At 47.5% G+C, this 24,127-nt stretch carries 14 protein-coding genes and 1 tRNA gene; 4 read left to right on the top strand and 11 right to left on the bottom strand.

Going from position 1 to position 24,127, the window contains the following annotated elements; all coding sequences use genetic code 11:
- Window positions 1-74: transfer RNA gene (locus MJZ25_12445), tRNA-Val, on the top strand.
- Between the two features lie 148 nt (window positions 75-222).
- Here the strand turns inward: MJZ25_12445 and MJZ25_12440 are convergent.
- From MJZ25_12440 to MJZ25_12430, 3 genes are all read right to left on the bottom strand, one after another.
- Complete coding sequence (locus tag MJZ25_12440) at window positions 223-1,902, bottom strand: SLC13 family permease (GenBank protein ID MCQ2124981.1); 1,680 nt, start codon at window positions 1,900-1,902, stop codon at window positions 223-225.
- Window positions 1,903-2,194: 292 nt separating this feature from the next.
- Window positions 2,195-7,396: a T9SS type A sorting domain-containing protein gene (locus MJZ25_12435; protein ID MCQ2124980.1), complete on the bottom strand. Its 5,202-nt coding sequence runs from the start codon at window positions 7,394-7,396 to the stop codon at window positions 2,195-2,197.
- 236 nt (window positions 7,397-7,632) lie between these two features.
- Complete coding sequence (locus tag MJZ25_12430) at window positions 7,633-12,618, bottom strand: T9SS type A sorting domain-containing protein (protein MCQ2124979.1); 4,986 nt, start codon at window positions 12,616-12,618, stop codon at window positions 7,633-7,635.
- Window positions 12,619-12,871: 253 nt separating this feature from the next.
- Here MJZ25_12430 and MJZ25_12425 point away from each other — a divergent pair, with 253 nt between their 5' ends.
- From MJZ25_12425 to MJZ25_12415, 3 genes are all read left to right on the top strand, one after another.
- Entirely contained in the window at window positions 12,872-13,498 is a 627-nt protein-coding gene (locus tag MJZ25_12425; GenBank protein ID MCQ2124978.1) for a PorT family protein, read from the top strand.
- A 173-nt stretch (window positions 13,499-13,671) separates the two neighbouring features.
- Window positions 13,672-14,523 carry a hypothetical protein gene (locus MJZ25_12420; protein MCQ2124977.1) on the top strand — a complete coding sequence of 284 codons (852 nt, stop codon included), beginning with the start codon at window positions 13,672-13,674 and terminating at the stop codon, window positions 14,521-14,523.
- 112 nt (window positions 14,524-14,635) lie between these two features.
- Window positions 14,636-15,406, top strand: coding sequence for a hypothetical protein (locus MJZ25_12415; protein MCQ2124976.1), 771 nt, complete (start codon window positions 14,636-14,638; stop codon window positions 15,404-15,406).
- Window positions 15,407-15,485: 79 nt separating this feature from the next.
- Here the strand turns inward: MJZ25_12415 and MJZ25_12410 are convergent, their stop codons facing one another.
- From MJZ25_12410 to plsX, 8 genes are all read right to left on the bottom strand, one after another.
- Window positions 15,486-17,297, bottom strand: a complete 1,812-nt coding sequence (locus MJZ25_12410; GenBank protein ID MCQ2124975.1) for an extracellular solute-binding protein — start codon at window positions 17,295-17,297, stop codon at window positions 15,486-15,488.
- Window positions 17,298-17,346: 49 nt separating this feature from the next.
- On the bottom strand, window positions 17,347-18,162 hold the full coding sequence (rnc, locus tag MJZ25_12405) for a ribonuclease III (protein ID MCQ2124974.1): 816 nt from the start codon (window positions 18,160-18,162) through the stop codon (window positions 17,347-17,349).
- A 207-nt stretch (window positions 18,163-18,369) separates the two neighbouring features.
- Window positions 18,370-18,609 carry an acyl carrier protein gene (acpP, locus tag MJZ25_12400; protein MCQ2124973.1) on the bottom strand — a complete coding sequence of 80 codons (240 nt, stop codon included), beginning with the start codon at window positions 18,607-18,609 and terminating at the stop codon, window positions 18,370-18,372.
- A 52-nt stretch (window positions 18,610-18,661) separates the two neighbouring features.
- The gene (fabG, locus tag MJZ25_12395) at window positions 18,662-19,402 is read right to left on the bottom strand and encodes a 3-oxoacyl-[acyl-carrier-protein] reductase (protein ID MCQ2124972.1); all 741 of its coding nucleotides are present in this window, start codon (window positions 19,400-19,402) and stop codon (window positions 18,662-18,664) included.
- Window positions 19,403-19,542: 140 nt separating this feature from the next.
- Window positions 19,543-20,463 (bottom strand): ACP S-malonyltransferase, encoded by a 921-nt coding sequence (gene fabD, locus MJZ25_12390; protein MCQ2124971.1) that lies wholly within the window; start codon window positions 20,461-20,463, stop codon window positions 19,543-19,545.
- A 139-nt stretch (window positions 20,464-20,602) separates the two neighbouring features.
- Window positions 20,603-22,726, bottom strand: coding sequence for an InlB B-repeat-containing protein (locus MJZ25_12385; GenBank protein ID MCQ2124970.1), 2,124 nt, complete (start codon window positions 22,724-22,726; stop codon window positions 20,603-20,605).
- A 2-nt stretch (window positions 22,727-22,728) separates the two neighbouring features.
- Window positions 22,729-22,995, bottom strand: a complete 267-nt coding sequence (locus tag MJZ25_12380) for a hypothetical protein (GenBank protein ID MCQ2124969.1) — start codon at window positions 22,993-22,995, stop codon at window positions 22,729-22,731.
- Between the two features lie 116 nt (window positions 22,996-23,111).
- Window positions 23,112-24,098 (bottom strand): phosphate acyltransferase PlsX, encoded by a 987-nt coding sequence (gene plsX / locus MJZ25_12375; protein ID MCQ2124968.1) that lies wholly within the window; start codon window positions 24,096-24,098, stop codon window positions 23,112-23,114.
- Window positions 24,099-24,127: the final 29 nt, after the last annotated feature.

Below are 24,127 nucleotides of genomic sequence, written 5' to 3'. Positions count from 1 at the left end.
GGTCGATTAGCTCAGTTGGTTAGAGCGCTACCTTGACATGGTAGAGGTCACAGATTCGAGTTCTGTATCGACCACTGAAAAAAGCCTCGCGAAAGCGGGGCTTTTTCTTTTGTGATTAGGGAAAGCGCCGCGACTTCATCCCGGCGCACTTGTGTTCTTTATAAAAAAAAGAACACCCCGTTTCCGAGGTGTCCTCAATCTTTTCAGATTATTCCGCTAAAATTACTTAGCTTCAGCAGCCGGGGCAGCTTCAACCGGAGCAACCTGTTCTACAGCCGGAACTGCGGGAACGGAGTCAACGACAACGTTTGCAGCGGAGTCTGCAGAGAGGGCGACGGTGCTATCAACAACAGCAGCCGGAGCTTCAGCAGCGGCAGCAGGAGCCGGTGCTTCAACAGCAGCAGGTGCAGCAACAGCTTCTTCAGCCTTCGGAGCCGGAGTGCCAAAGAAGTGGATGTTTGCCAAGAGGATCATCATGCCCCAGGAGAGCACGAGGCCGACGAGACCCATCACAACGCCAGTGATTGCCATACCCTTGGTATCGGTGTAACCGGTAGCGTGGGCGAGAGCGTTAGGCGGAGTGGAGATTGGCATGGACATACCGAGAGAAGAAGCGAAGGCGACAGAAACCAGGAGAGCGGTAACGCCACCGAGGCCAACGAGGTTGTCCTGGCAAGCAATGCCAACTGCGCAAAGAATCGGAACGAGAAGAGTTGCAGTAGAGGTATGGCTCATGAAGTTTGCCATGAACAAGCAGATGATACCGCAACCGACCATGAGAGCAACCGGAGACCAGCTTGCAAACGGGATGGTCTTGATCAAGTGAGCGGCAAGACCGGTAGCGTTGAGGCCAACACCGAGAGCAAAGCCACCAGCAACGAGCCACAGAACGTCCCAGCTCATTTCGTTCAAGTCCTTCTTGGTGATAACACCAGTCAGGGCGAACACAGCCATAGGAATCATAGCAATAGCGTTATCGTTGATACCGTGAACACCCTTACCGGTGACCCACAGGAGAACGCAGAGAACGAAAGTGATGTAAACGATGATTGCCTTGGGGCTGGTATCGAACTTGCCAGCACCTTCAATGTTCAGAACCATCTGCTTCATCTTGATGGGGTAAATCTTCATGAGGAGAACCCATGCGATCACCATAAGGATGATAACGTACGGAACACCGAAAGCCATCCACTGACCGAAGGAAACCGGATTTGCAGCCAGGTCGCCACGAGCGATAGCGTCGTTCAAAGCACCAAGAGCGATAGCGTTAGGAGGAGTGCCGATCGGGGTACCCATACCACCGATGTTTGCACCAAGAGGAATAGCGAGAGCGAATGCAGCTTTACCGCGGTCGTCTTCGTCGAAGAGCTTGAGCACCGGAGCCAAGATAGCGAGCATCATAGCAGCGGTAGCGGTGTTGCTCATGAACATGGAGAACACTGCGGTGATGAGCATGAGGCCGAGAAGCACGAACTTCGGGTTCTTGCCGAAGGGCTTCAGGAGCACGCGAGCCAAGTTCAAGTCCAGCTTGTACTTGGTTGCTGCAGCAGCCAGGAAGAAGCCACCCAGGAACAGCATGATGATCGGGTTAGCAAAAGTAGCCATCACAGACTTGTGGCTAATCATGGTAACACCGTCAACGCGGAACGGAGAGAGGGCGGAGTCAGACATGGTGATGATCATGAGAACGATCACCAACATGGAGGTGGACCAAATCGGGAACGGTTGGAGAATCCAGAAGAGAGCAGCCATGACGAACACGCCAATGACGCGGATTTCCAGCGGATTCAGAACGCCCATGGGACTTGCAGCGTCGAAACCGAGGGATTCGTACGGCAAGTAGAGAGCAACGATTGCGAGAATCGATGCGATAACGAATTTGATGAATTTAGCCTTTGTCATAGTGACGCCAAATTTAGAATAAAAGGGTACCCATGGCAATGTTTTTATTTATGATTGATAATTGAAAACAGATGATTGATAATCAAAAGCAATAAATAGCCCAAAACAATCATTTTCCGGCAACTAATCACTTTTTGTTATTAATCTATAAGAATTTATTATCGGTTGTCTATCATCGTTCGCGGACTCTCGTACCTCATAATTCATAATTCGTAATTAAAAAAAGCCCCCGCAAAAGAGGGCTTTTCCCAAATTTCAACCAAAAAACGCAATTTTCAGCAAATTTCGAGATTTATTTCACCAAAATCTTGCGGCTAGCCTGTTGACTTGCCACTCGGACACGGAGCATATAGAGGCCTGGCTTGGGGGCATCCAGAGTTACGGCGTTGGTTCCGGCCGCAGCCTTGTCGGCGATGGAGGAAATCACCTTGCCATCCATACCCAGCACATCCACCACCACGCGGGTACCAGCCAGATTTTCGGTAGCGGTAAAGCTCACATTCAACTTGTTTCCGGACTGTGCCATACGGAGGCCATCCACGGAGGTCTTGAAATACAGCTTTTCCTTGGTGACGCGAACCTTGGCAGTGGTCCCTGCCGCCTTAAGGGCCACAGGAAGCGTATCACCGGCCATTAATTCAGAAGTCTTGCCATCCATAGTCACGTACAGATGATATCCAAAGCCGGCAATACCATCCAGACCATCGAATGAAAGCTTGCCCTTGCGATCAGAAGAGGCGCTCAGCACCACGTCCCATTCCAGATCAGCAGCATCCTTGGAAGATGCGGGAGCGGCCTTCACGGACTTAGCCAGGAACTTCTTGCCATTCTTGATGGAGAAATTCACCTGGTCGCCCATGCCGGCAGGAGGTTCATAGCCTTCAAGCTCCTCGCCCATACCCAACACGTTCCAGAAATCCTGATGGCCACGATTATCTGCAAGAACAGCACTGATGGTCCAGTTTTCCGCATTCTTGGCCTTCGCCAAGGCGCGCTTCTTGAAGCCGGCTACACCCGAAGTAAAGACAGGCTCGCCCTTCAACTTTACCTTGTTGGACTTTTCCACATGAACCCAGGCAGCCCTGAATCCACGCAGTACATTATGACAATCGTCGTAATTAGAAACACTTTCATCCCAGCAGGACATATCCAAAGAATCTGGGACCGCGATATCCCAGCTGTGGGGATTGCTTACAAGGTTCCAGCCATCGTAGCCATTGACCAAGTTCCAGACCACATCGTAGACACTATCTACATAGGATGTATTGATTTTCAGAGAGCGACCTTCCAGAGAGCTATACCAATAACCTCTATTTGCAGCTAAGTCTTCACCCGGAATAAAGCGGATGTATCGCCAGAATTCCCCAACGTCGGCGTTGTCATTCCACCAGTAGAAAATCTGGTCATCGTCCTTGCCCACGCTCTTCATGTCAACAGCCTTAAGATTAACCATAATCCACTTATCCTTACCGGCAGGGATTTCGGAGGAAACTACGACATGAGATGTAAAGGTTGCCACGGAATCCCATGCATCTCGTAATTCTCCACGAACAACATAGCTGCCAGGGCGAAGAATGAACGTAGTATCCAAGACAAAGGGCGTTTCAACAATTGCGGTGTCAATAGCCTTCGGGAATTTAAGTTCATTGCCAAGATTATCCGTAAAGGAAATCTTCAACGTTGCATCACGACCTGCAGCAAACTTGGTTGTAGAAACCTTCAAGCGAGCCGCATATCCAGAAGAAATCACTGCGGTGTCAACAAATGCAAGAGATGAAGTATCCACCATTTCAAAAACACCCTCTAGCACACTCCATCTTAAATCAGACGGCAAGGAATCCCCGTCCTTCACATGAATCGAAGTGAAATCAACATCAAGATTCGAAAAATCTGACACGCGGGAACTATCATAACTAAGCGTCATGTATTCCGGAGCCTTGAACCCAGCCTTGGCTTCAAATTGCAGAATTCGTTTGCGAGTAATTGCAATTTCCACAGGATCATTTAGCGGAAGAAGCATTGACTTGCTCTTTCCCAAATAACGAATTGTTGTATCAAGAATCTCAGCTCTTTTATCAATGTCCAGGATTATCACTTCACCACCCAAAACATTCATTACAGTCCGGGTAAAGGTTCCTTCAACATTAGCTCCAGACCACTTGACGTTATCTTCTTCAGAAAGCTTTTCTTCGGCGCAATACGCTGCGGGAGCCCAGAGGGGATACAGCGTCGACGCACCAGGTTCCAAGGCTTCACTAAGAAGCTCAAACTGGAAATCGCCCCCCAAGCCGAATTTCAAGGTTGAGTCATTCATTTTCATGTTCTCGGAAGTCCACCCCACAACACACCCGTCATTGCGATAGATGTCATGCGGATAATCTCGCATGCATAGATCCCCATCAATGCAATAATCAACGGTATCACCCCAGGCATACACCTCGCCTGTTTGCGAATGATAAAACGGATACTCTCTGAGTACACCGGTAGTATCATCTAGCATAAAGGCGATGCTGTAGATTTCCGGAATAACATTGGGTCTCGGAACAATCTTGATCAAAACGTTACTTAAGTCAGTATTTACATTTCTAAACAAGCCTGCAGTCAAACTATCCAAGGATATTTTTTTGGAGGAGTCCAATGGAACTCTCCAACGAACAGCAGGATAAGTTTCGATGGCCGCACTAATCTCATCAGGAGAGCCCAAATAAGCGGAAGCAGAATCATAGTATTTATGCTCATATTCTGTCTGTTCAAAACAACCATCTAGTTTCAAGGGGTGATCCTTCAAGCAATCCAACAACATTTCTGCACTGGCATAAAAATATTGATCAAAATACCAGACATCCACCTCCATTGGCTTGACATGCTCATAGCCACGGCTCATCAAATCAATTTTATACTGGGAAGTCCAAGGAACATAAACAGGATCTGGACCAACAGAGGTACTGTCAAGCCTTTCCAATTGGCCCTTTTTGTATCCGTAAATTTCAACGGGAGTATCCAAGGACCATTCGTTTGGAGAAACAGCAATAGTCTTCGCAACACCTGTACTCAGCTTTTCATATCCCAAACGTAATGTCGGAGTATTTGCGCATGTCTTATACACGTCGCCTGCTGAAACAATTTCGTTTAAAATTCTAGACAAGCTCCAATGATTAATATCTACATCATCCCCTTCTTTACGGACATCGAGACCCTCCTCATTTACACAGCGTAGTTCATAAGCACTAACAAACCATTCTGCATTATTATCACTCGTATCAAATATTCTAGGAATAATCTTTGTCACATCATAAGCACCAGCTTTTTCAACCTTGGCTGGAGAATAGACAAAATAGGTTTCATCCTCAAACTTATCAATATGGAGACCTCCGTTAGGATCCAATCCTAAAATTCCATATTCAATATTAAAAGGAATCTCTTCAACAACTTCATACTCATGATAACCCGACCTATTTTTTAATTCGTACACTTTATAAGGGGAAAGAGTCGCTGCACGATTATCATAATTCAACGCATACCCGTTATTTTTCACGTCCTTTTCATAGGCGTCAACAAAGTCTTTGGGCAGTCGGCCATTAATATCAGTCAGTGCCACATAACGATATTGTGTACGATCTCTTTTTGAGTCGTAAAATTTTTTCAAATTCTTGAATTTGTCATACAGATCATTTTCAACAGGCGAAACCGTAAAGTTTGAAAATTTCGAAATATCAATTGCCACCATATACACAGATTGCTTGTCTGTTATATACGGCAAGCCCCCATTGGTAGAATCAACCTCCCAGGAGGGGTGGGGGTTTCCGCTAGCCACAGAAATGGCTTTTCCATTCTCAATCAACACGTAGGCAAACAAGCGTGACTTCATGTCCTCTTCACTCAGAATTGGATTGTCATACGTTGCGGTTGGGCCGTATACCGTACCTTCATAATTCAAGGAACCGTTGGCAGCAAGCTTAACATCGTTTCCTTTTCCTATAGCATTACGGTAATTATAGCGGATTTCATTACGGATTGAAGAATCAATTTCTTTAGGACCATCAGCACCAAACACGCCCCAGAACTTCACATACTTATCAACATTTTGATCAGCAAAACCATAATGGTAATTCAAAAGCAAACGATTCTTCGCATTTGACCCCAAACTTTCTTCCACAACACCTGCTACATAGCCACAGTAGTAAGAACCAGTTCCTACGAACATATCGTTAACATCCACATCCCCAATGATTTTATTATAAATAATCGTGAGCGTTCGATCACCCAAAAAAACATACCCAAAAAGGCCACCCACAGCCCCTGATTCCAAAGGAGAATCATCGCTCGTTATTTTTGTAGCAGCCACAGACAAGCGTCCAACAACGCTGTTGTTTTCAACAGAGCAATCAACAAACGAAGAGACAGCGTACAGTCTTCCAACCAGGCCACCGGCATTCACTCGACGCATTTCTTTTTGTGACAACTTTATAATAAACAAAGAATCTGCATTTCCCCCATTAATCGAAGTATGAGGAGAGACATAATTCCTTTGAATATAATGATAGGAACCACCGCCCACTCTCACAAAACCAGCCAAGCCACCAACATCAACATCAGCTACTTCCGGCAAATCAATTTGCACAGACGCCCTATTTGCAGTAAAGGTTCCTCGTCCTTCATCCCCTATAAAATCAGCAGTTCCAACAAGGCCGCCAACATAGAAAGAACCTGATCCTAAAGTACCAACCGATCCAGTTATGGAAACATTTTCCACCGTATCCTGTTGAATTTGAACATTCCCAACACGAGCTCCTATCGCTCCCAGAAAAATCTCAGAATTTTTTCCAGAATTATTGTTGACCACGATTTTTGAATTTTTTATGGAGATACCCGTTAGAGAGCCTGGGCCAACACTATCTACAAAAACCGCCACTTTATTAAGTGTTGAAGCCGTGTTATCATCCGTCATTTCTATATAGGCATTTTCAAAAGTCACGTCATTAAGTTCATTATGCTTAGTCAACAATGTTCCAAAAAAGCCAACTTCGTGACGTCCTTGTTGACAATAGTTCTTGATAACGTGTTTTTTCCCATCAAAAACAAAAGCTGTTTGTGTAAAATCCTTTTCGGTCAAAGTTATCGAAGAAGCATTATCAAAGCAACTCTTTGTAATATCGTTATAGCCTGGAAATTTCAAATCAGACAGCAAAATCAAATGGAGCGAATTGAGGGAGACCCCATTTGGATACGTTTGGATTACATTAACTACATCATTCCAATTGGTAGTTGAACCATTTTCCGCAAGATCATCCTTACTCTGAACCGCAGAATCAGCCATGGCCTTGCCATAGTTCACATAGCAATACCTACCAACATCTGGTGCGGCGACAGGACTGTCCCCCTCCTTGAACAAGCCTTTGTTATAGCATTGGTAATGGAATTTTTCACCTTCTGCAGCAAAAACAGACGCAACCAGCGTCAACAACAAAAAAGCAACATACGAGATCTTTTTCATAAGATTCTCCCTTAAAACCTTCGCCATACACGGCACAACGTCCCTCAAAAAGGGCATCCAAACATAACGAATTTAGATAATTGTAAGAAAATTTTAAAGTATTGATTTTCGTTTACATGGCCGATTGTTGAAGGAATTTACGTCCAAAAAACGTTAATTTGGAGTGAATTTTTCATACAAAGAAGGCCCCCGCGATTTCTCGCGGGAGCCTTCATCTTGAGGAGTCTAGTTTCTATTTACTTCACCAGGACCTTGGCGGAACTCATCTGGGAGCCAACCTTCAGCTGAACGAAGTACATGCCGGCCTTCGGAGCGGCGACGGTGATGGAATTGTTGCCAGCGCTTGCAGAGAAGTTGCCAGAAGCAATCACCTTGCCCTTCACATCAACCAGAGCATAGCGGGAAGCAGCACCAGCCAAGTCTCCAGTGGTTTCGAACTGCATCTGGAGACCATCGGCAGCCTTGACCGCACGGAAACCATTGATCTGGCTTGCCACGGCAATAGCCTTCGGGGCGGAAGCCACGCGGACATTCACCTGCTTGTAGGACTTGGTGAGAGCCACCTTCACAGATTCGCCCGGCTTGACTTCGGAGGTAACGCCATCCACGGTAACATAGAGGTGGAGGCCAGCAGCCTGAAGTTCGTCAACACCTTCAAAGGAAATCTTGCCTTCGCGATTGGTGCTTGCGTTCACATTCAAAGTCCATTCGTATTCGTCGGCCACAGCCTTCACAGACTTTGCCAAGGCTTCCTTGCCATCCTTTACATAAAGGTTGACGCGGTCACCCATGCCGGAAGGCGGTTCCAGAGTGGTTTCAGAAGTTTCACCAGCACCAAGGATATTCCAGGAGTCAGTCTTTCCGTTATTGTCGCTGAGCACTGCCAACACGGACCAATTCTTGGAGGAAGCCTTGCGCAGTGCAGACTTGCGGAGAGACTTGAACTTATCTTCAGCGCTCATCTTCTTTGTTACAACATTAAAGCTGGGAGCGGAAGGCATGCGCCAGGTGGTAGCCTTCTTCACATTGACCCATACAGCACTGTAGGGACCAATCACCTTGACAGAATCATAGTCGCTCTTTGCAGCATTCCACTGCCAGAAGACAACCTTTTCACCACTGTCGTTTTCGCCCTTAGACAGGTCGACACTCCAGCCACAGGGATTTGCAACCAGATTCCAACCGCTGTAGACATTCTTCAAGCCCCAAACAATCATGGAGTCCTTGCAATTGGCAACACCTTCAATTACCAAAGGAGTTCCTGCGGTGGTACCGTACCAGAAGCCCTTGGTATCTTCTGCAGATTCACCTGCATAAGCCTTGTACTGCCAGTAATCACCCACCGGATTGGATTCATCCCACCAGAAGAAGGCGCCACCCTTACCCCATTCCTGCTTCTGGGACTTGATTGCAGACATGGCAACCATGTTCCAGCTATTCTGGGTCACGGTAATTCGGTCTTCGACAACGAAGGAGAACTTGACTGAATCGACGAAAGCGCCATTGGCAATGACGAGATCAGCAGTATAATTACCTGCGGCAGAAACCGTCAATTCCCAAGCAGTATCGATGCTTGCGATACCATCAAATGTCATAGCCTTTGCAATGGAGTCTTCGGAACCTTCTCTGCGCACGATCAAAGCAACATCGGTATTATGCTTCGGGTCGGCATCCTTGATGGAGAATTCCAGTTTGACAGCCTTGGAATAGGATTCCTGATGGACAGTATTTGTGTCGGTAATCATTTCCTTCTTCACAAGCACAGATTCAGAAGAACTGCTGGAAGAACTTTCCGGAACAACGCTGCTGGAACTGCTTTCGGCTTCAACGCTGCTGGAGCTCTTAACATCCACAAAGAAAGCAATGATTTCTTCGCTCTTGGTTACGAATTCAGGTTCCGGCAACCATCCGACAAGTTCCTTACCAGGCTTTTGCGCATTGGGATATTCAATCTTTTCACCGTATTCCAATCGCAAAGTATCGCCATAAACGTTGCCTTCCTTATCCTTGAACACAATGGTGTAAACAGCCTTGGAAGTGTCATAAAGAGCCTGATAAACGTTACCGACATATTCTTCGGATTCAACGCTAATCCATTCCAAGAACTTGAATTCGTAAACACCAGTACCATCAACCATCTCAGGGCCATCAGGAATAACCTCGCGCTTTGCAGGATAGGTATAAGATTCCTGCTTAAAGACAGTAGTATCAGCATTCAAGTAAGTGTAATAGGTAACCTTAGGATCATAGACGGCACCGATATCCAAGTTCTTGATTACACGCAGAACGCTAACAGAGTCGTTCCAGCCAACAAAATTGTAGCCCAGGGAATCCCATGCACCACCAGAAACCGTCGGAAATTCGACACTTTCACCATGAGCAACAACCTTCGGGGAACCAACGGCAGAACCACCCTTTGTAAAGGTCACCGTATAGGTATTGAGTTCATACTTTGCGTAAAGATTTACTTCTGCGTCAATAGGTGTTTTCAAGTCAAAATCAACGGTATCCTTATTTGCATCAAGGACTCTCCAACCAGTACAATGCATACTATCCGGATAAGCCACATCTTCGGTAGTAAACTTTTGGATGGTTTTACCTGTCGGCACACATTCATGCTTGGTAAGGGACAAATCCTTGTCGAAGTAATTCACCAGGAATGATCCAGCGTCACAACCAGAGGCATCACCTTCCACATAAGGCAAATCGTTATTCTTGCCATCCAAACGAACCCAACCCTGATTCTGGATATTGGCATACGGAGCCTTGAGGAACTTGGTGAATTCATCCACCTTCATATTTGCGGCAAGTTTGGTTCCATTGAATTGAATTTCATCCAAATTTTCAGCAGCACCATTTCGTACTGTGTAAGACACATTGATACTGGACATCCATGTTTCAGCAAGTTCGCCGCCTCTATAAAGAGCGCCTGCCGGCATGGTCACATCAGCATCATTTTCACCATAATGGTAGTTAGATGTAAGAGCGCAACCCTTGTTAAAGACTGCAGAACCAATCATAAAGCCGACTTTTTTATTTGCAGCATTAGCGGAAACTGCAATGTCGCCATTTACAAAGCTTCTAGTAATGAAAGCCAATGTTGCTTCCGATGCATAAAGGGATCCCGCAAGGCCACCCACAAGCAAGGAATCTCCAGCAGAATTGCCAGACACTTCGATGGAACCCATCACGCTGATAAGATCCATTTTCTCAAGTTCACTACAGAAGCCGCAAATACCGCCCACTCTAGAAATTTGCAATGCAGAATAGGGCTTGGTCGCAGAATTCATTTTGTAGTCAACGAACTTTTCATTCAGTTTTTCAACCTTCATACTGGCAAAATCAATCTTATGTCCATTACCTTGAGTATTCACTCCACGCTGCAAAGTACCACCAATGATACCGCCAATCATGGTTGTATTTAAATTATCTTCCACGGAAATGGAGCCCTTAAAGACATCCTTGGAAACCTGCAAGGTCGTTGTTAAGCCTGTCGCAACAAATCCTGCAAGGCCACCTACAATAAGGGTGTCATAAACGTTTGCGCCATTCGTAACCAGATTTTCGTCAGCAACGGTCTTAATATCCAAAGCAATGTCAACAGAAGAGGTGTTACCTACAAAATTCTTTGCACTTTGAGACAAGCAAGCTGTGCCAACAACGCCACCAACAAAAGTCTGTACATGCAGGCCTTCAATATCGGAGCTAGAAGCCTTAATATTGATAGAGCCCGAAGCGGTATTATTAGAAAAAGACATTGCAGCAGAAGCATCCTTTACACCATTGTTGCAAAGGCGATCATCACCATAACCTGTAATACCACCTGCATAGTAGTAATAGTTACCAGCAGTTTCTACAGAGTCCTGAATGGTTGCTTCAGCATTGCTTTCTTCGATAGACAAGGACATATCATTTGTCTGAAGAGAATCCCAGCCAACGATGCCACCAACAGCCATCACACGACCGGCATCTTCGGAGGCATAAACAGAAGCATCAGAAATAGAGCCCTTGAATGCGCAATTTTTCATTGTAAGGTGGAACTTGTTAGCATCATCCGTACTGTATTCATAATTGTTATAAACCACCACAGCACCAAAAAGACCGCCCATGGAGCTACCACCAGAAATTTCAGAAGCTTCCGTTGCATCCGAAACCGAGGCAGGAGTGCAGTAGCCACCCCAGCCACAGGTAGCAGGGACAATTTTTCTGCCGATGCCAATGCCAGAAATCGTTTCACCCACAGTTTTGTACACACCAGCAATACCGCCCACTGCAGACTTATGGCCCTTGGCCAAATCCTTTACAGTAACAGTTGCAAACACGTCATCCAAAGAAGGGTCGCCGGCATTTTCAGCACGGAGGATTACGCCAACAAGACCGCCCACAAAAGCATCGTGAGAGGAAACGGAATCTCTACTAAGGGAAAAGCTTTCAAAAGTCTTGGACCCTGCATAGCCTTTGGTAATAGTAACATTGTTTGTAACTGAAATGTTTTTATGGTTATTGATGCTCTTCAAGGTAGAAGTCTTGAGAAGACCAACAATACCACCTGCGACGGGACCCTGGATATCTACGTTACTTACGGTAACGTTCTGGACCGTAGTCATATTGGTGATGCCAGCAAATGCACCCATAGGATAGTAGTCGGCGCCATCGTTACTGCCACCAACCGACATACGGACATTGTCGATCTTCAGGTTGGAAACATTTGTTCCATCCACAAGTTCAAAAAGACCCATGGCATTGGTCATCGGCTTATCGGAAACAAAACAAAGATTCTTGACAGTTTTGTTGTTACCGTTAATCACGGCGCCGGTCGGCACAGGCCAAGCAACGTGGTTGACCTCGCACTTGCCTACAGCAGTTTTAGCAGAGAATTCAAGCAAGTCGATATCGGTCATAAAGGTCAAGGACGGAACTTCGGTACCGGGATCGCCCTTATGGTTAACCCACTGTTCATCCAGCAACTTGAACAAGTTCTCGGGGGTATTGGCCACAGAGCCAAGGCAAGTTCCTTCTTCAAACAAGCGACCAGCTTCGCACCCAGTATCCGCCTGACGCAAATACAAGTTGTAGCCCGTTACTTTTGCTACAGTACCAGGTCTTGCCTGCGAAGTAACTTTTTCTTCGGTCAAGGTGAAAAATTTAGTTCCTGGGGCAGCAAAGGCCATGCCGCAACTGAGCAGCATAGCCATTTTAACAAAAAGCTGTCGTGTAATCATAAGAACCTCTAAATTTCCAATTTTTTACATATTAAAGATATTCACTTTTAAGGGATTTTTAACGTGATTTTGCTCAAAAAAGGGCAACTTGTGACTTTGAACAAACGAAGTAAATTTCGAGCAAGGCCGTGTAAGAGTTTTCTTTTATCCAAAAAAGTGAACTATATCACAACATTGTTTTACAACGGATTGCTTATTCCAAGCTGGAGTATTATATTTGTGTTACAATCAAATTTTTTCAAGGAGTATAACAATGTTCAAGAAGATCCTTTTGGCAGCTGCTGTTCTCGTTTCTGCCGCTTCTGCAATCGAATTCGGCCCCCGTGTTGGCGGCAACATGACCACCATGTGGGGTGACGATGCTGAAAAGGTTACCACAGGTTTCGGTTTTAACGCCGGTATCGCAGCAAAGCTTGCTTTCAAGGATTCTCCGATTTCCATTACCCCGGAAGTCATGATTGACATGCGCAACACCAACAAGGAAGATTTCTTGACTTTCAAGGACAGATCCATGACTGAATGGTCCTTGGACATCCCCGTCATGATCCGTTGCGAACTCCTCGGCCTCATCTACATCGAAGCTGGTCCGTCTTTCAACTTCAACCTGTCCACCAGCGAAGAATGGACCGAAGGCATTACCAAGAAGAGCGGTTCTCACGACTATGATGGCGACGAACTGAGCACCTTCGAATTCGGCCTTTCCTTCGGCGTTGGCACCAACATCATCTCCTCTGTGGATATTGACTTCCGCGTCAACATGGGCCTCACCGACATCTTCACCGACAAGGCATCTATCGCCGGCTACACCTTCAGCAAGGGCGAAGCACCTGCTATGAAGAACCTCCAGTTCGCTCTGGGTGCTTCCATTTGGCTGTTCTAATAGCTTAGTCTAGCTAAAAATTTTAAAAAGTCGTCGCTAATAGCGACGGCTTTTTTGTTATGAACAAACCGCGGCAAAATCAGGCCCGTTTTTGTAAAGATAAAATGAATTGAAAAATGGTCGCGGATTATTAAATTAAAGGCAAAATCTCAAACATTCTCAAGGAGTTTTGGATGTTCAAGAAAATCGCCTTGTTGCTGGCATTTTTCGTCACAGCAAGCTTCGCAACCTGGGATTATTACCCCATCCCCAGGGAAGGCATCGGATCTGTAGAAGCCGGTTTCTACTATGACAAGGACCATGACTGGTCACAAATGGGTCTGGAAATGGGCGTCCGAGTCTTCTTTATGAAGAAATTTGAACTTTCCTTACAAGGCTGGGGCTATCAGTTCTGGAACGAACGTGACTGCTACAAGTGCATCAACGGTGGTGATGGCGTCCGCGACCTTACCATTGGTGGCCGATTTGAAGTGGCCCCCATGATTACCGCCTTCCTGGACTTGAACCTCCCCACCGGTAGAACCGAATGGGACGACCACGGCGATGTAACACACCCCCCTTCCAGAAATGAATTTTCCTTCTACCTGGGTGCTCAATTCTCTGCCGACACCAAGGTTCCGGGATTCAAGATTGGCTCCGAAGCAGGTTTGCTTTGGGCATTTGAACATGACCACTTTGATCGCGGTCTGGAAGCCCATATGGGTTTCGAAGCTGGCTATACCATTCCGGGAATCGGCCTCACCCCCTACGCCGGTTTCCAGTTCAAGCTCCGTATATTTGAAAGTGAATGGGACGACTACCATGGCCACGATTATGGCTATGATGACAATGGTTCCACCCAATTCAACTTGTGGTTCGGCGGCTCCTTCGACATCACCAAGAACATCTCCGCCAAGATGCAGCTCACCTATCGTCACGAACGTTACAGAGGCCACGACCATTACAACGATTACTACGATTATTGGTATCTCATGATGGACGGTAACGCCTGGGGCATCTACCTGGGCGCAGCTCTCAATTTCTAAAGAAAAACGCCACTGAACGGCATTTTTAAGGCGCAACTTCAAAAAAGTTGCGCTTTTTTGTTTTTTATAACCAGTTTTTGTATTTTGTGGCAAATCTGTTAGGAGGATTGATATGTTCAAGAAAATTATCGCAACCTTAGCACTTGTTGCTTCTGCAAGTTTCGCCCAATGGGATCTTTACCCTGTGCCCCAGGATGTGAACGGAAGCGTCAAAGTAAGCACCGGCATGAAACTTTTCAGAGAGTTTTCCAACATGCCCGCAAAAGAAAGCCACGACAGTCACTACGGTGTAAGCTTCCGGTATATATTCAACAAATCCCTGGAACTTTCCATTGAAGGTCTGGGCGTAAGTCTTTACAAAGCCGGAGGCCTGTTCGACCCCGATGCCGAAATGGAAGTGTTGCTAAGCGTCCCTGTACTTGAAGCCCGCTACCAAGTCATTCCGATGTTGTCTGTGTTTGCCGAAGTCGGCCTTCCCATTTGGGAACCTAGTCGTTTCCAATATGACTATAACGCCGAGCTGGGGGTACAGTTTGGAAAGGTTTACGAAAACCCCAACATCATCTCGAAATTCGGTGTAGCAGCAAAAGGCTATATTGATTACGATATGGCCGAGTTAATGGCTTTGGGCGAAGTCGGCTTCAATCTTATTGACAACAGGCTGAATCTGTTGGCTGGCGCCAGTATCGCAAGAAATTGGGCTCTGGAAGAATCAGACGATTACGAAATCGCCAAATTCAGTGGAGCCGCATGGCTCGGCCTTGAAGCAATCTTTAACAAGAACGTTAGCCTGGTCGGAAATTTCACTGCAGGCTTCGGAAAATTTAAACACGAGAATTCCTTCTCCGGCCACGTTAACGCAAGCGTCCAGTTTAGCTTCTAAACGGAATCAACATATTAAGCAGCAGAAAAGGCGCCACTATGGTGGTGCCTTTTTCCTTATCTATCGCAAACCCCTTGCATCATTTAACATCGTAAGCGGGCACAGGCATGGATTCGCCAGCCTTCATAGCTTTGTCGAGGGCGGCGGACTTAACCGGATCCACCCACCAGTAAACGGGGATGGCATCTTCGCGGTTGAAGTTGTCCAGCACCTTTTCCGGCATGCCGTAACGGTTCCAGTAGAGGATGCGGTGGTGATCGCACTGCCACATCAAAACGTAGGGAACGATTTCTGCAAGACGGTTATCCAGAGCCTTCAGGATTTCGTTACGCTTGGCCAGGTCGAATTCCGTCTTCTGCAAGTTGATAAGGCTATCCACCACAGAGTCCTGCAGACCGCTCAGGTTGTTGGTACCCTTCTGCATTGCAGTAGAAGAATGCCAGCTAGCTTCGGGATCACGGAGTCGGCCCGCGCCCCAGTTCACCCAGTAGAGGTCAAAGTCGGCATCGTCCAGACGCTTGCGCAAGGTGCTGTGGGACATCTGTTCGATGGTAGCCACCACACCAATCTTCTTCAGGTCTTCCTGGAAGAGAGTCAAGTGACGGAGGTCTTCGCTGCTGGTAATGAAATTGATGGAGAACTGCTTTCCGTCCTTTTCAAGAACACCTTGCGCATTCACCTTGTAACCCGCTTCTGCAAAGAGGGCGCGGGCGCTGTCCGGATTGAACTTGTACAAAGTAGCGGTAGGATTCTGGTTGTTGTTCCACAAATCCGGATAGTAGCTGTTCAGCAAGAAATACTGACCGTACATGTACTTTTCGTTCATAGCTTCACGGTTCAGCATAAAGTTCAATGCACGACGAACGCGAACATCCTGATATTCGGGCTTACGCAAGTTGATGGCCATGCCCTGGAAACCAATAGGTTCCTTGTTGAAAATACGCTGCTTTACAGCCCAGCCCTTCTGCACAGCATCGAAGTCGGTCTGTTTCATCCAAATGCTGCTGGTGTAGATGGCGTAGGCGTTGAAGTCCTGCTTCTTGAAAGCTTCCAGAGCCTTGGTCTGGTCGTTCATGAAGCGATAGCGGATCTTCTGGAAGTTGTACTTACCGCGGTTCCAGTTCTTCTTGAAACCCCACCAGTCAGCGCGACGGGCAAGTTCCACATAGCGGTCTTCGCGGAAAGTCTTAATGATGTAGGGACCTGAGACCACCGGGAATTCGTAGCGGATCTGGTTGAAGTCCTTTCCCTGCCAAGCGTGCTTGGGGAAAGCGAGCATTCCCGCGGCTTCCCAGAAGTTACCCCAATGGATTTCCTTGGCCACCATCTTGATGGTAAGGCTGTCCACAATTTCCGGGCGGTCGAAACGAGAGAGGCCCACCTTGAAAATGGGAGTCAGGTTCTTCTCGTCCATGATTACGTCGTAGTAGTACTGCACGTCTTCTGCGGTGATGGGCTTGCCATCGCTCCACTTGGCGCGTGGGTCCACGTGGAAGGTAAAAGTTCTACCATCTTCACCAACGGTCCAGCTGTCAGCAAGGATACCGACTTCGCGGTCTTCAGTGCTGTGAAGGCTGACCAGCGGTTCGAACATCATGCCCATCAGTTCTGCCGAGAAGCTATTGTAGTCTTCCCACATGTTGAAGGACTTGGGCATGGCGGAGCCCCAGAGGGTAATACTTCCGCAGGCGCGGGCGTCCTTGCCGGCCACCGGGTCGAACTCACCCGTAGCTTCAGGATCCTGAGGGATGACGGGGCAATCAGCTTCGGAGACCGGGGCGGCGGATTTTCCCGAGGCGCCGGACTTGCCGGACTTTTCGTTACAGGCGGAAAGGCCAAAGGCGAGAGAGGCCACAGCCGCGATAGTCAAAATGTTCTTGTAGAGTTTCATAATCTTCTCAAAGGAGATCCCGGCTCAAAGGCCGGGATGACAAATTAAGTTACGGCAGTCCAACATGGCGGATCTGTTTCTTGGGCTTGGAATCTGCAGCAGGATTGTTTGCCTCCGCTTCGGCAGCTTCCACCTTCAGCATTTCCAGAGTCAGTCGGGCGGCTTCCTGTTCAGCCTTCTTCTTGTTGGGGCCGGAACCTTGGGCGTAGGTCTTACCATTCACATGTACTTCGGTGGTAAAGACCTTCTGGTGTTCCGGGCCTTCTTCTGCAATGAGAATATATTCCGGAACCGTACGCAAAACTCCCTGGGCATATTCCAACAGGGCGCTCTTGTGGTTCACAAATTCCGCGGCACTGATTATTTCAGGAATGCGGGGGAAATGGAACTTGTTCAAAATGGATCGAACGTCTTCCAACCCGCCATCCAGGTACACCGCGCCAAGCACAGCTTCGTAGGCGTCGGCTAGGATGGTTTCCATGCCACGGCCACCCATGTTGGCTTCGGCCTTCCCTACCTTGACATATTCGCTCAAGTTCCAGGCTTCGGAGGACTGGGCGCATGCGTGGCCCGAGACGATGGCGCTCTTGCGCTTGGAAAGTTCACCTTCCGGATCGTCGGGGAACATCTTGTACAGGTATTCCGTGGTCAGCATGTTCAGCACGGAATCGCCCAGGAACTCCAGGCGCTCGTTGTTGCTTTCGTAGGGCATGTCCTTGCCCATGAGGTATGAACGGTGAACCAGAGCGTGAGCCAGCAGTTCCGGATCCTTGAACTGGTACCCGAGCTTCGCCTCAAGCCCGTCACCGGACTTCTGGCGAAACCAGAGTTTTAAGACTTTGTGAAGTAGATTTGATTTTTCCAAGTTTATCTCCTTTGGGGATTGCGGATTGGGCCGCAGATTGGTTTTGTACAAAGTTAATAAAAAGGAGATCCCGGACCAAGTCCGGGATGACGGCCATGAGTGAGGGCAATAAAAAAAGCGGCCCCGGCTTAACCAGGGGCCACTTTTTAAAGTCGTTAATCAACTTTGGGAGCGACCAATGTTGCGGCCGCTACACATATTGATTAATTATGCCTTCTTGGATTCGATGAAAGCGACGACGTCAGAAACCTTCTGGAACTTTTCTGCATCGCTGTCGAGGATTTCGACTTCGAATTCGTCTTCGAGAGCCATGACGAGTTCGACGCGGTCGAGGGAGTCAGCACCGAGGTCGTTACCGAATTCGGATTCCGGCTTCACATCTTCAGCCTTAACTTCGAGCTTGGCAACGATAACGTCGACAACCTTCTTAAAAATTTCTTCGTTCATTTTAGTCTCCATTTTTGGATTAAGTGTTTGTGTTTAATTTAGTAAAAAATCGTTAAGCGTTCAAGCCCCCGTCAACGCCCAATACCTGTCCGGTAATGTAGGAAGCGTCGTCAGATGCCAAAAATGCCACTGCCTTGGCCACGTCTTCGGGGTTACCAATGCGCTGCAGGGGGATAGAAGCAGCGTACTTTTCCTTGGTAGCGTCGTCCATCTTAGCAGTCATGTCGGTGCCAATGAAACCCGGAGCAACAGCGTTCACGGTAATGCCGCGGGAAGCAAATTCCATGGCGTTGGACTTGGTCATACCGATAACGCCAGCCTTAGCACCGGCATAGTTGGCCTGACCAGCCTGACCGCGGATAGCGTTGATGCTGGTGATGTTGACGATGCGGCCTGCGCGCTTGCCCATCATGGTGCGAGCCACGGCGCGGGTGCAAAGGAATACGGAACGGAGGTTGGTCTGGATGACGGCGTCGAAGTCTTCGTCCTTCATACGCATCAGGAGACCATCGCGGGTAATGCCAGCGTTGTTCACGAGAATATCTACAGTGCCCATGTCAGTGATGATCTGCTTGAACACGTTCTGCACAGTTTCGGAGTTGCCCACGTCGCAAGCATAGCTCTTGACCTGCACACCCAGTTCGGTGCTCAACTTGGCTGCCAAGTCTTCCTTCACGGAAGTGGAAAGGATGGCAACATCGGCACCTTCACGTGCCAGTTCGGTTGCAATGGCGAGACCGATACCGCGGGATGCGCCAGTAACGATTGCCTTCTTACCAGTAAGTTTACCCATATATTTCTCCTATGAGGTTCGAGGCTCCAGGTTCCAGGGTTGAGGTTCTGGGCCTAGAGTTCTAATTCTACTTTTTGCGGCAAAGCCGCGTTCATTTAGCTCGGAGGGAGCCTTGCGACCGACCTCGTGCCTCGAGCCTATTAACCTTTTAATGCAGCAAATGCTTCGATGGTTTCGACGGGGGTGACCTTCACGTCGCGGCTGATCTTGCGCATGAGGCCCATGAGGACCTTGCCGGAACCCACTTCAACACCCTGGTCAACACCGAGGGAGATGGCCTTGTTCATACAGTCGTTCCAACGGACCGGGGATACCAGCTGGCGGACCAAGAGGTCTGCAATTTCCTTGCCGGAGGTGACAGGTTCTGCGATAACGTTAGCGATAACCGGCTTAGCCACATCGTTGAAAGTGGTCTTTGCGATAGCTTCTGCGAGACCCGGCTGAGCGAACTGCATCAGCGGAGAGTGGAAAGCGCCGGACACTGCCAGAGGAATGGCCTTGATGCCAGCAGCACCGCAGTTTTCGCAGAGCTTGGCAACGCCTTCCTGAGCACCAGACACGACGATCTGGCCCGGGCAGTTGATGTTTGCAGGAACCACGACGCCAGCATCCTTCACGGCTTCGCAGAGTTCCAAAATCTTAGCTTCTTCCTGACCCATGATAGCGGCCATGGCACCCGGGTTCTTGGAACCGGCAGAAGCCATGAGTTCGCCGCGGGTGCGGACCAGGCGGAGACCGTCAGCAAAGCTGAAGCCGCCGGCAGCGTAGATTGCAGAGTATTCACCCAGGGAGTGACCCGCAACGTAGTCAAATTCAAAACCTTCGGACTTCAGGAGTTCCATGACCATTGCGGACACGGTGAAGAGAGCCGGCTGAGTATTGTCGGTGCTCTTGAGAACTTCTTCCGGACCTTCTGCCATGAGCTTGGACAGGGAGAAGCCGAGGATTTCGTCAGCTTCCTGCATGATCTTCTTTGCAGGTTCAAAAGTAGAAGCGAGGGTCTGGCCCATACCGACGTACTGTGCGCCCTGGCCAGGGAAAAGAAGAATAGTCTTGGACATCGTTTTTCCTTGAGTTAAACAACGAGTTGTAATTTACATCACAAAATTACAAAATTCATACCACAAACAGGAGGGTCCGGCCCAAATTCAATGATATAAAAAGGTGTCCTAGGGCTTACGTCCTGTTTTTGAACAGACCTTATCTAACATGCACAAGTCGGGTATAATTGCTTATGCGAATCATATACGAACCAGAAACCGGAAGTACCACATCAAAATTTGCACCATCAGCATATCCCGTTCTTACAACCCGTCCTTGCAGATCCATAACAGCAACAAGAGAATTTTCATGAATTCCAGAAACATGCAATACGTGACCTTCGACGTTTACATTAAATTTTGGGTTATTTACAACAGTAATAACCTTTTCCGTTTGACTGGAACTCGACTCCATAGGCATTGATGAAGAACTAGTAGGTTCCGTTTTGGAACTAGACGAACTGTCGTTTATCTTTTCGTATTTGGCTTCTATGACTAAGTCCGTGTTAACTACGATCTTATCACCTTCATCCCCTAATTTGTTTCCCTCCGCATCATACCATCCAACAAAGACATAGCCGTCTCGTTCCGATGCCGAAGGCAGTAAAATTTCTTCACCATCGACAACAGAGCTTTCCTTTCCGTCTATATTTACGGACAACCATATTATTTTTGTTGAATCATAGACCGCAACATAAGTAGCAGGACCGTCAACAGCAACAATTTGAGGAGTCCATTCCTTGAAGGTGTAAGAATAGGAACTCGTTGAAGACCGTTCTGGAGATTCAGCAACAGGGGTAGAGCCCAACTCAAAGCGATCTTCAAGAACCACCCTATCATCAAAATCAAGGAATGTAATCGTATACTTTAAGCGAGTATATACCGCAGTAATCGTTGTCGAAGAATTGAAAATTGTTGATTCATCAACTTTTTTCTTGTCGGACGTGAACCAACCATCAAATTCCATTCCTTCAGGAACTAAACCATGTTCAGGCAACGAAGTCAATTTTCCTTCTTCATCTGTTAAAATCGAGTAAGTATTATCTCCGTCTTTAATGGTGATTATATAGGCAGAAGCCTCCTCATCAATAAATACGGCATAAAAGGCACGATCTTCAGACACAATATCACGAGAACGGAACACCTTTCCATCTTTATCTATCCACGCAACAAATTTTTCTCCAGCTTCAGGTTCAGCATCCTCAGGCTTCGGAGTGGTCCCCATATAGGAACTATACACATAAGAATCAACGATACCATCATTGAATGTCACCCTGTAAATAGGTCTATTAGATTCATCTGCTAAATAGGGGAATTCATTGTTCCAACTCCAAATACCACTATTATCAGTACTTCCGTTCGATGTGTTAAGAAGCCAAGCAAACTGAGCACTTTTCATCAAGCTCTCCGTCCCCTGAATTTCAGATTCTTTAATCCAGTACTTTAAAGAGACTACATCAAACGAGTTTGCCGCTTTTCCCTTCGGAAGTACCCCTGCAGCATAGTGATAATACCCCGACGAACTAGTCTTTCCCTTATTAAAGCAATCAGAAACTACACTTACACTAGAACCAGCAATACCTCCAGCATATTCATGATCATAACCTTGAGTAGAGTACGTACTTCCATTGGATTCAATAACCCCGCTATTGACGCAAGTGGAGAGAATTCCTGTATTATATCCCACGATTCCGCCAGCATAGGCATCAGGAGAATAGGAATAAGACGCTCCGAATTTCGCAGAAGTCGATCCACTATTCATGCTCTTGACGACAGAGCCCGTACTATAAGCGGCAATGCCTCCCGCATAAACATATGCATAAGCGGAGTAAGAATTGTATATACGGATATAGGCAGAAACAGCAGCTTTATTCAAACATCCCGTTACAAAACCTGTACTGTAACCAGTCATACCACCAGAATAACCATAGTATTTTCCAGCCTTCTCACTTTCATAAGTAGTGGATACTTTTCCTTCATTATCGCAATCAAGGATATTTCCTTCGTTATAGCCAACGATGCCCCCCGCATAAACTAGGGTTCCTGTAGCGGAAACAGAACTAAAATTCGTTGTGTTTTGAATAGTACCATAACTCAAAGCCACAACTCCCCCAGCATATTTCGTACCTTCATTGGAACCACTAGCAAGTTTCAAGTTCCTTACAACACCTGTTTCAGCTAAAGCCCCAATGAGTCCTGCATATTGATGTTTTCCCACATAAAGTCCATAAATGGTAAAACCCGCACCATCCAAGGTACCCGAGAACTGATGGTTTTCATCCACCCCTATCGGGGTCCATGCAACAGCACTCGTGCTAGCTTCATCTGAAGCAAAAAAATGTCGTTGCCGAGAATCGCGCTGACATCAACATCGCCGCCATTCACCTTGGCCGCAAACCACGCCAATTCTTCTGCATTGGTAATGACATAAAATTCCCTACCATCAATCGTTTTTATTTCTTGAGGTTCGCTCGTAGAACCAGTCCAAACATTCGCCCAGGCACAGTTAACTATTGCCAGCAGAATACAGATCATATGAAAAACATTCTTCATTTCAGCATCCTCATTCAAGACAATTACTACTATCAAATATAAAAAAGACAGGTTTTCATTTAAACCTGTCTTTTTTATGAGATCCCGGGTCGGAGCCCGGGATGACAATCCGCGGATTAAGCCTGAGCGGGAGCTTCTTCGTCCTTGATTTCGGCAAGACGTGCGTTCACGTTCTTAGCCACGCCAAGACGAGCGTACTTGGCAGCAACTTCAACAGCCTTTTCGATTGCGAGAGCATCGGAACGACCGTGAGCGATAATGCCAGTACCATTGAGGCCGAGGAGCAGAGCGCCACCAGTCATGCGGTAGTCCCACATATTGTCGAACTTGCGTCCAGCTTCGGAATCAATGTTGCCGAACATCTTGTGATGCATTTCGTAGAAGCCTTCGATCATCTTGAGGATTACGTTACCTGTAAAGCCAGAGGTAACAGCCACGTCGGCCTTGCCCATGATCAGATCTTCACCTTCGATGTTGCCGATGAAGTTCACGGGAGCGTTCTTCAGGAGCTGGTAGGCTTCCTGGCAAACTGCGGGGCCCTTGTGTTCTTCTTCGCCCATGTTCACGAGACCGACCTTCGGCTTTTCGCGACCGAAGTAGGTTTCGGCAAATGCAGAACCTGCAATAGCGAAGTCTACGAGTACAGAAGCGCGTTCGTCTACGTTAGCGCCAGCATCAACAAGGACGATGGGCTTTTCGGCGGTGGGGATCACGCAGCCGATAGGCGGACGGCCAAACTTTTCGGTGGTCTTGCCAAGAAGCATAAGGCAGCTAGCCATCATGGCGCCGGAGTTACCAGCACTGACGGATGCGTCTACCTTGCCCATCTTCTGGAGGGCAACGCAGGTCACCAGGCCAGAGTGGGGCTTCTTCTTGAGAACCATGACAGGATGTTCGTCCATAGCCACCGGATCCGGTGCATCTACCACGGAAATGCCGTGACCGGTATAGCCACGCTTTTCAAGACCAGCCTTGACCTCGGCCTCAGGTCCGCACAAAACAATGTGCAAATCAGCATCCTTGTTGGCAGCATTAATGGCGCCATCAATCACTACGTCGGGAGCGAAATCGCCACCCAGGGCATCCAAAGCTACTTTAATCATGGTAGACTTCCTTATACATCAAAAAACTT

Source organism: Fibrobacter sp. (assembly GCA_024399065.1).
In the GTDB taxonomy this organism is placed as follows: Bacteria; Fibrobacterota; Fibrobacteria; order Fibrobacterales; family Fibrobacteraceae; genus Fibrobacter.
The sequence above is the reverse complement of the archived record's forward strand: the minus strand, read 5'-3'. Positions and strand labels throughout refer to the sequence as shown.